General features: G+C 64.9%; 10 protein-coding genes and 1 pseudogene. 4 read left to right on the forward strand and 7 right to left on the reverse strand.

All coding sequences use genetic code 11. The features are described from left to right. A partial coding sequence (locus tag MOV75_RS22690; protein ID WP_247006651.1) for an anti-sigma factor occupies positions 1-197 on the reverse strand: 197 nt, incomplete at its 3' end. Between the two features lie 103 nt (positions 198-300). Further along, positions 301-789, reverse strand: a complete 489-nt coding sequence (locus MOV75_RS22695; RefSeq protein ID WP_246924781.1) for an RNA polymerase sigma factor — start codon at positions 787-789, stop codon at positions 301-303. A 171-nt stretch (positions 790-960) separates the two neighbouring features. Here MOV75_RS22695 and fabI point away from each other — a divergent pair, with 171 nt between their 5' ends. The 4 genes from fabI to MOV75_RS22715 all read left to right on the forward strand — a co-directional run bounded on the left by fabI (position 961) and on the right by MOV75_RS22715 (position 4950). Beyond that, positions 961-1776 (forward strand): enoyl-ACP reductase FabI, encoded by an 816-nt coding sequence (gene fabI, locus MOV75_RS22700; protein WP_246924785.1) that lies wholly within the window; start codon positions 961-963, stop codon positions 1774-1776. Between the two features lie 13 nt (positions 1777-1789). Next, positions 1790-2389, forward strand: coding sequence for a histidine phosphatase family protein (locus MOV75_RS22705; RefSeq protein ID WP_246924788.1), 600 nt, complete (start codon positions 1790-1792; stop codon positions 2387-2389). A 181-nt stretch (positions 2390-2570) separates the two neighbouring features. Next, complete coding sequence (gene aroC, locus MOV75_RS22710; RefSeq protein WP_247006653.1) at positions 2571-3659, forward strand: chorismate synthase; 1089 nt, start codon at positions 2571-2573, stop codon at positions 3657-3659. Between the two features lie 100 nt (positions 3660-3759). Further along, positions 3760-4950: an adenylate/guanylate cyclase domain-containing protein gene (locus MOV75_RS22715; protein WP_247006654.1), complete on the forward strand. Its 1191-nt coding sequence runs from the start codon at positions 3760-3762 to the stop codon at positions 4948-4950. 3 nt (positions 4951-4953) lie between these two features. Here MOV75_RS22715 and clpS read toward each other — a convergent pair whose 3' ends face one another. The 5 genes and pseudogenes from clpS to MOV75_RS22740 all read right to left on the reverse strand — a co-directional run. Continuing rightward, entirely contained in the window at positions 4954-5259 is a 306-nt protein-coding gene (gene clpS / locus MOV75_RS22720; protein WP_212080890.1) for an ATP-dependent Clp protease adapter ClpS, read from the reverse strand. A gap of 43 nt (positions 5260-5302) precedes the next feature. Further along, the gene (locus MOV75_RS22725; RefSeq protein WP_246924795.1) at positions 5303-5644 is read right to left on the reverse strand and encodes a DUF190 domain-containing protein; all 342 of its coding nucleotides are present in this window, start codon (positions 5642-5644) and stop codon (positions 5303-5305) included. 2 nt (positions 5645-5646) lie between these two features. Then, entirely contained in the window at positions 5647-6072 is a 426-nt protein-coding gene (gene crcB, locus MOV75_RS22730) for a fluoride efflux transporter CrcB (RefSeq protein ID WP_247006655.1), read from the reverse strand. A 6-nt stretch (positions 6073-6078) separates the two neighbouring features. Beyond that, positions 6079-6468, reverse strand: coding sequence for a fluoride efflux transporter CrcB (gene crcB / locus MOV75_RS22735; RefSeq protein ID WP_247006656.1), 390 nt, complete (start codon positions 6466-6468; stop codon positions 6079-6081). A gap of 18 nt (positions 6469-6486) precedes the next feature. After that, positions 6487-6714 (reverse strand): annotated as a pseudogene (locus tag MOV75_RS22740) (MFS transporter); the annotation flags it as partial.

A 6714-nucleotide genomic window follows, 5' to 3' on the forward strand; every position in this document is an offset into this window, starting at 1 on the left:
GGCACCGGCTCCTGGGCGACGGCGTCGTAGCGGGCGTGCAGCATCTCCGCCATGGCACGCCAGGATTGCACGCGTTCGGCCTCTTCAGGATGGGCGGTAAGCCAGGCCTCGACGTCGGCGCGGCGCTCGGCCGGCAGCTCGCCGTCGACATAGGCGTGCAGTTCGTCCTCGGTGATCGGAATGTTGCGGTCCTTCATATCGGTCGTCTCTGGCTCTGCCGCCCAAAATGTTCTTCGTCGCTCAACGTCGCTCGCTCCATCGGTATGCGGGCGGACCATACGCGATGCATCAACCCTGCCATCATTTCACCCGCCTAAGCGTCGCGCGCTCGCCTTCCAGCGACGCCTTGACGTGGGCGCGGGCGCGAGCCAGGCGCGACATCACGGTGCCGATCGGCACGCCCTGGATGTCAGCAACCTCGCGGTAGCTCATGCCCTCCAGCATGACCAGAAGCAGCACCGAACGTTGCTCCTCGACGAGCGTGGCCAGTGCCCTCTCGATGTCGCGCCCTTCGGCTTCGGTGCCGCTGGCATCCGGGTTGTTCTCCGTCAGCTGCATGAATTGCGGCCGCCTCGCCAGCGAGCGCCGTCGATTTTTGTTGAGGTTGGTCAGGATCGTGTAGAGCCAGCTCCTGACGTCGCCTCCGAGAAACAATCGCTCTGAGCGCAGCGCCCGCACCAGCGTGTCCTGCACCAGATCATCGGCCGCGTCCGCGTCGCGCGTGAGCGCGCGGGCGTAGCGGCGCAACGCCGGGATCATGGCTTCCACACTCTGGCGAAACGCACTCATTGCGGTCTTGACGTCCTGGTGTCCGGCGCAAACGCCTCAACGATCATAACACCCGAACGGAACGGCTATTCCGGCGCTCGAAACAGCGTTAACGCCGCGTATTAGGGCTGTACCGCAGGGGAGCGCTGGTGTACCTCCAGACCTCAGCAAGAGTTCGACGGGACGTTCAAAATGGCGCAGAATTCAGGTCTGATGCAAGGAAAGCGCGGGGTGATCCTCGGCCTTGCCAACAACCGCTCGATCGCCTGGGGCATCGCCAAGGCATGCCACGCCGCCGGCGCCGAGCTCGCCTTCACCTATCAGGGCGATGCATTGAAGAAGCGAGTCGAACCGCTCGCCGCCGAGATCGGCGGGCTCGTGCTCGGCCATTGCGATGTCACCGATGCCGCGACCATCGATGCCGCCTTCGCGGTGCTGCAGGAGAAGTGGGGCAAGATCGACTTCCTGGTGCACGCGATCGCCTACGGCGAGCAGCTCGAGGGACGCTACGTCGACACCACGCCGGAGAATTTCTCCAAGTCGATGCTGATCTCCTGCTATTCGTTCACGGCGGTGGCGCAGCGCGCCGAGAAGCTGATGACGGATGGCGGCTCGCTCATCACGCTCAGCTATTACGGCGCCGAGAAGTGGATGCCGCATTACAACGTGATGGGCGTGGCCAAGGCGGCGCTGGAGGCCAGCGTGCGCTACCTTGCTGCCGATCTCGGCGAGAAGAACATCCGCGTCAACGCGATCTCGGCAGGTCCCATCAAGACGCTCGCCGCCTCTGGTATCGGTGACTTCCGCTATATCCTGAAGTGGAACGAGACCAACGCGCCGATGCGGCGCAACGTGTCGACCGAGGACGTCGGCGGCAGCGCGCTGTATTTCCTCTCCGACCTCTCGCGCGGCGTCACCGGCGAGGTGCATCACGTCGATTCCGGCTATCACGTGCTCGGCATGAAGCGGCCCGATGCGCCGGATATCTCCTTCGGCGGGAAGGACTAGCCCTAGATCTGGAATGCCCGTGCGCACGATCTATTATCTTCGCCACGGCGAGACCGAGTGGAATGCGCTCGGGAGGCTTCAGGGCACCAAGGACGTTCCGCTGAATGCGCGCGGGCGCGCTCAGGCCGTACAGGCCGGCGGCATTCTCGCCGACCTGTTTAAGCGCGACGGTCGCGACAAGGCGGCCTTGCCTTACGTGTCGAGCCCGCTCGGCCGTGCACGTCAGACCATGGAACTCGCACGCGGCAAGCTCGAACTGCCGCCTGCGGAATATGCGCTCGATGATCGGCTGCGCGAGATCGGCTACGGCACTTGGGAAGGGCTGACGCTGGCCGAGAGCGAAGCCACTGATCCCGAAATTTACGCCAGGCGCCTTGCCGACAAATGGACGGTCGGCCCCGCGGGCGGGGAGACCTACGCCGATGTCCAGGTCCGCGTGCGCGCCTGGTACGACCAGCTCCGGACCGACACCGTCGCAGTCGCCCATGGTGGGACCTGCCGGGCGCTGATGGTTTCGCTCGGTTTGGAGACACCGGCCAGCGCCGCCGAGCTCTATATCCAGCAGGGCGCGGTCTACGTGTTCCGCGACGGCCGGCTGGAGAAGTTCAGTTAATCCCCACCCTCCGTCATTCCGGGGCGCCCGAAGGGCGAACCCGGAATCTCGAGATTCCGGGTCTGGTCCTTCGGACCATCCCGGAATGACGGCAACAGGGTTGAACACCGTGCCCCTCGGGGCTACGAACGTTGACATACAGCATAAGCGTTGACTGTCAGCACAAGGCGACAATCCGGCGATGTCCTTCAACACCTTCGGCCACATGTTCCGCGTCACCACCTTCGGCGAGAGCCATGGGGTGGCAATCGGCTGCGTGGTCGATGGCTGTCCGCCCATGATCCCGCTCACCGAGGCTGATATCCAGGGCGATCTCGATCGCCGCCGGCCGGGCCAATCGCGCTTCACCACCCAGCGCCAGGAGCCGGACCAGGTCAAGATACTCTCCGGGGTGATGGCGCACCCGGAGACCGGCGTGCAGGTGACGACGGGCACGCCGATCGGGCTCCTGATCGAGAACACCGACCAGCGCTCCAAGGACTATTCCGAGATCAAGGACAAGTTTCGTCCGGGGCACGCCGACTTCACCTATGAGGCCAAATACGGCCTGCGCGATTATCGCGGCGGCGGCCGCTCCTCGGCGCGCGAGACCGCGACCCGCGTTGCCGCCGGTGCCATCGCGCGAAAGGTACTGCCCGACGTCAGGGTGCGGGGCGCACTGGTGCAAATGGGGCCGCACAAGATCGACCGCGACAAATGGGACTGGGACGAGGTTGCCAAGAATCCGTTCTTCTGCCCGGACAAGGACAAGGCCGCGTTCTTCGAAACCTATCTCGACGGCATCCGCAAGAGCGGCTCCTCGATCGGCGCGGTGATCGAGATCGTCGCGGAGGGTGTGCCGGCGGGCCTTGGCGCGCCGATCTACGCCAAGCTCGATTCTGATCTGGCGTCGGCAATGATGACCATCAACGCGGTCAAGGGCGTCGAGATCGGCGCCGGCTTTGGCGCGGCCGAGCTTACCGGCGAGGAGAACGCGGACGAGATGCGCACCGGCAATGACGGCACGCGCTTCCTGTCCAACCATGCCGGCGGCGTGCTGGGCGGCATCTCCACGGGACAGCCGGTGGTGGTGCGTTTCGCGGTGAAGCCGACCTCATCGATCCTGCAGCCCCGTCTCACCGTCGATCGCCAGGGCGCGGACACCGAAATCTTCACGAAAGGCCGCCACGACCCCTGCGTCGGCATCCGCGCTGTCCCTGTCGGCGAGGCCATGATGGCCTGCGTGCTGGCCGATCACTTCCTGCGCGATCGAGGGCAGGTGGGGCGCTGACTTCTTCACCCCTCCCGACGGGGGAGAGGTGAACTTCCAGGCGCGACACTAGCCGACCGTGCAGCTTGACGATCCCACAACTTCGCCCGCAAATGCGGACATGAACAGCTCCGACCTTCAGCGCGTCTCCAACTGGCTCATCGATGGCGCATGGTCGTCGGCAGAGCCGGTCGAGATGATCGCGGATTTCTGCGAACGTCTGGTCGCAGCCGGCCTGCCGCTGCACCGATTCGGCATTTTCATCCGCACGCTCCACCCCGAAATATTCGGCCGCAACTTCATTTGGCGGCAGGGCGGAGAGGTCGAAATCGGCGCCGTCGAGTTCGACGTGCTAGACTCGCCGGAGTTCGCCCAGAGCCCGCTTCGAATCGTCTTCGAGCAGGGGCTGGAGGTCAGAGGGCGCGTCGACGATCCCGGCAGCAAGCGATTCCCGATCATCAACGACATGCGCGCCGAAGGCGTGACCGACTATGTCGCGATGCCGCTGCGGTTCCTCGACGGTTCGGTCAACGCGACGAGCTGGATGACGCGGCAGCCCGGCGGCTTCAGCGACGACGACATCGCGGCGATCCGGACCATCATTGCCCCGCTCGCGCGCGTCAGCGAGATCGTCAGCCTGCGTCGCACCGCCGAGATGCTGCTCGACACCTATGTCGGCAATCGGGCCGGCGCCCGCATCCTCGGCGGCCAGATCCGCCGCGGCCACAACGACACCATGCAGGCCGCGATCTGGCTCTCGGACCTGCGCGGTTTCACCGCGCTGTCGGACCGGCTGCCGGCCGAGACGGTGGTCCAGATCCTCAATCACTATTTCGACTGCCAGGTGACCGCGATCCGGGATCATGGTGGCGAGGTGCTGAAGTTCATGGGCGATGGCCTGCTCGCGGTATTCCCGATCGACGAATATGTCGGCGATGCCGCCCATGTCTGCGCGGGTGTGCTGGAGGCGGCGCGCGAATCCCGCGCCAGCGTCGAGGCGCTCGCCATTCCGGTCGGGCAGGCCGTCGAGCGCTTCCGCTTCGGCGTCGCGTTGCACGTCGGCAATATCCTCTATGGCAATATCGGCGGCGGCAACCGACTCGACTTCACCTGCATCGGCCCGGCCGTCAATCTCGCGGCCCGGCTCGAGAAGATCACGGGACGCCTGGGACGGACCGTTGTGGCCTCGGAAGGCTTTGCCAATGTCTGCCGCCACGACTGGCACGAGCTCGGAGAATTTCCGATCGCAGGATTTTCCAAGGCGCAGCGCGTGTACGGGCTTGCGGAAGAAACGCACGCGCTCGCCGGCTGAGCCTTACTCCTCCGGCTCCGTCGTGAACAGCAGCGGATAGCCCTTGGCGCGGCCCGCGTCGGTGGCGCGCGTGGCCTTGGTCTCGGCGACGTCCTTGGTGAACACGGCGACGACGCAGGCGCCCAGCTTGTGGGCGGTGATCATCACCTTGTAGGCCTGATCCTCGGTCATGCGGAATTCGGCCTTGAGGATCATGGTGACGAATTCCCGCGGCGTGTAGTCGTCGTTGATCAGGATGACCTTGTGCAGCTTCGGCCGCTCGACCTTGGTTTTCGTCCGCGTCTTCGGCTTGGTGACAGTGTCGTTCATTCCGCCTCCTGGACACGGCGGGCTGGGGTTGCTGCCGCGGCAATCAGCTCGCGGTCTTCGCACCATATTGCAGGACCTGCAGCTTCTCCAAGGTGATCAGCCCGCTCGACATCATGCCATCCAGGATGGGCAGGAATGCGTTGATGCTATCCTCGCTGTCGACGATCTCGATCAAGAGCGGCAGGTCCTCCGACAGCCGCAGGATCTTCGAGGTGTGCAGCCGGCTCGACTTGCCGAACCCCATCGGTCCGCGCAGCACGGTGGCGCCGGCGAGGTGCCGCTCGCGCGCCGTCATCACGATCGCTTCATAGAGCGGCTTGCCGTCGAAATGGTCGCTCTCGCCGATGAAGATCCGGAGCGCAACTGCCTGATTGGGAATTTGCATGGTCAGCTCCTTGTCAAGCGGTTGAAGCGGCTCGCCATCATATGGCCGATCCACACCGACACCAGCCAGCAGATCACGGATGCGGCGATGTAGGCGAGCGCGGTGTATTTCATGCCGTCGTGGAACAGGCGGAAGGTCTCGAGGCTGAAGGTCGAAAAGGTGGTGTAGCCGCCGCAGAACCCGGTCATGACGAACTGCCGGTGCTCGGGTCGCGCCAGCATGCGGCCGTCGGGGCCGGTCAGCGTCGCGTAGAAGCCGATGATCAGCGATCCCGTGGCGTTGATGAACAGCGTGGCGACGGGAAAGCCCGGTCCGGTGTCGAGCGCGAGCCCGACCAGATAACGCGACAGACCACCGACGATGCTGCCCGCCGCAACCCAGGCATAAAGCATCGCAGTGCGCCAGCGCTCGGCGGAAGGGGAGTTCATCTACCTCTAGCCTCCCACGCTGTCCGCAAGGAGGAAGCCGCAACTGACGGCGGCCAAGCACAGTCCGACCGAGAACAGGATATTGCCGAGCGCATGCATCGGCTCGCCGCTACGCGCGAGAGTCAGCGTTTGCAGGCTGAACGAGGACACTGTGGTGTAGCAGCCGAGAAAGCCGGTCACTGCGAACAGCCATGGATTGGGCGTGGCGAAGGCCGAACCGGGATGGGTCGCCAGCGCGCCGAAAATGCCGATCAGGAAGGCGCCGGTGACGTTGATGGTCATGGTGCCCCATGGAAAGGTTTCGCCCAGCCGCCGCGCGATCGCACCGGAGACGAAATAACGGGCGCAGCCGCCGAGCACGCTGCCGACCATGATTGCGAACACTCCGCTCAGCACGGTGAAAGACCTCCCATCTCATTTTTCCTCCGCTGCCAGACCGTTGCCGACGGCCAATAGTCCCACGAGCGAGACCAGTGCGAAGCCGAGCCCCGCAAGGAACGTTCCGGCCGGACCATAGGCGTCCCACAGCGCGCCGGCGATCACGCTCGCGGCCAGCAAGGCAAGGCCTGTGAACAGGTTGAAATAGCCGAACGCGGTGCCCCGCAGGCTCGGCGGCGCGGCGTCTGCGACGAGCGCCGAGAG

The sequence above is a fragment of the Bradyrhizobium sp. PRIMUS42 genome, from assembly GCF_023006515.1.
Lineage (GTDB): Bacteria > Pseudomonadota > Alphaproteobacteria > Rhizobiales > Xanthobacteraceae > Bradyrhizobium.

Excerpts from the sequence above, each read along its gene's own strand:
- MOV75_RS22695 (WP_246924781.1), bottom strand. The coding sequence starts at position 789 with ATGAGTGCGTTTCGCCAGAGTGTGGAAGCCATGATCCCGGCGTTGCGC.
- fabI (WP_246924785.1), top strand. The coding sequence starts at position 961 with ATGGCGCAGAATTCAGGTCTGATGCAAGGAAAGCGCGGGGTGATCCTC.
- MOV75_RS22705 (WP_246924788.1), top strand. The coding sequence starts at position 1,790 with ATGCCCGTGCGCACGATCTATTATCTTCGCCACGGCGAGACCGAGTGG.
- aroC (WP_247006653.1), top strand. The coding sequence starts at position 2,571 with ATGTCCTTCAACACCTTCGGCCACATGTTCCGCGTCACCACCTTCGGC.
- MOV75_RS22715 (WP_247006654.1), top strand. The coding sequence starts at position 3,760 with ATGAACAGCTCCGACCTTCAGCGCGTCTCCAACTGGCTCATCGATGGC.
- clpS (WP_212080890.1), bottom strand. The coding sequence starts at position 5,259 with ATGAACGACACTGTCACCAAGCCGAAGACGCGGACGAAAACCAAGGTC.
- MOV75_RS22725 (WP_246924795.1), bottom strand. The coding sequence starts at position 5,644 with ATGCAAATTCCCAATCAGGCAGTTGCGCTCCGGATCTTCATCGGCGAG.
- crcB (WP_247006655.1), bottom strand. The coding sequence starts at position 6,072 with ATGAACTCCCCTTCCGCCGAGCGCTGGCGCACTGCGATGCTTTATGCC.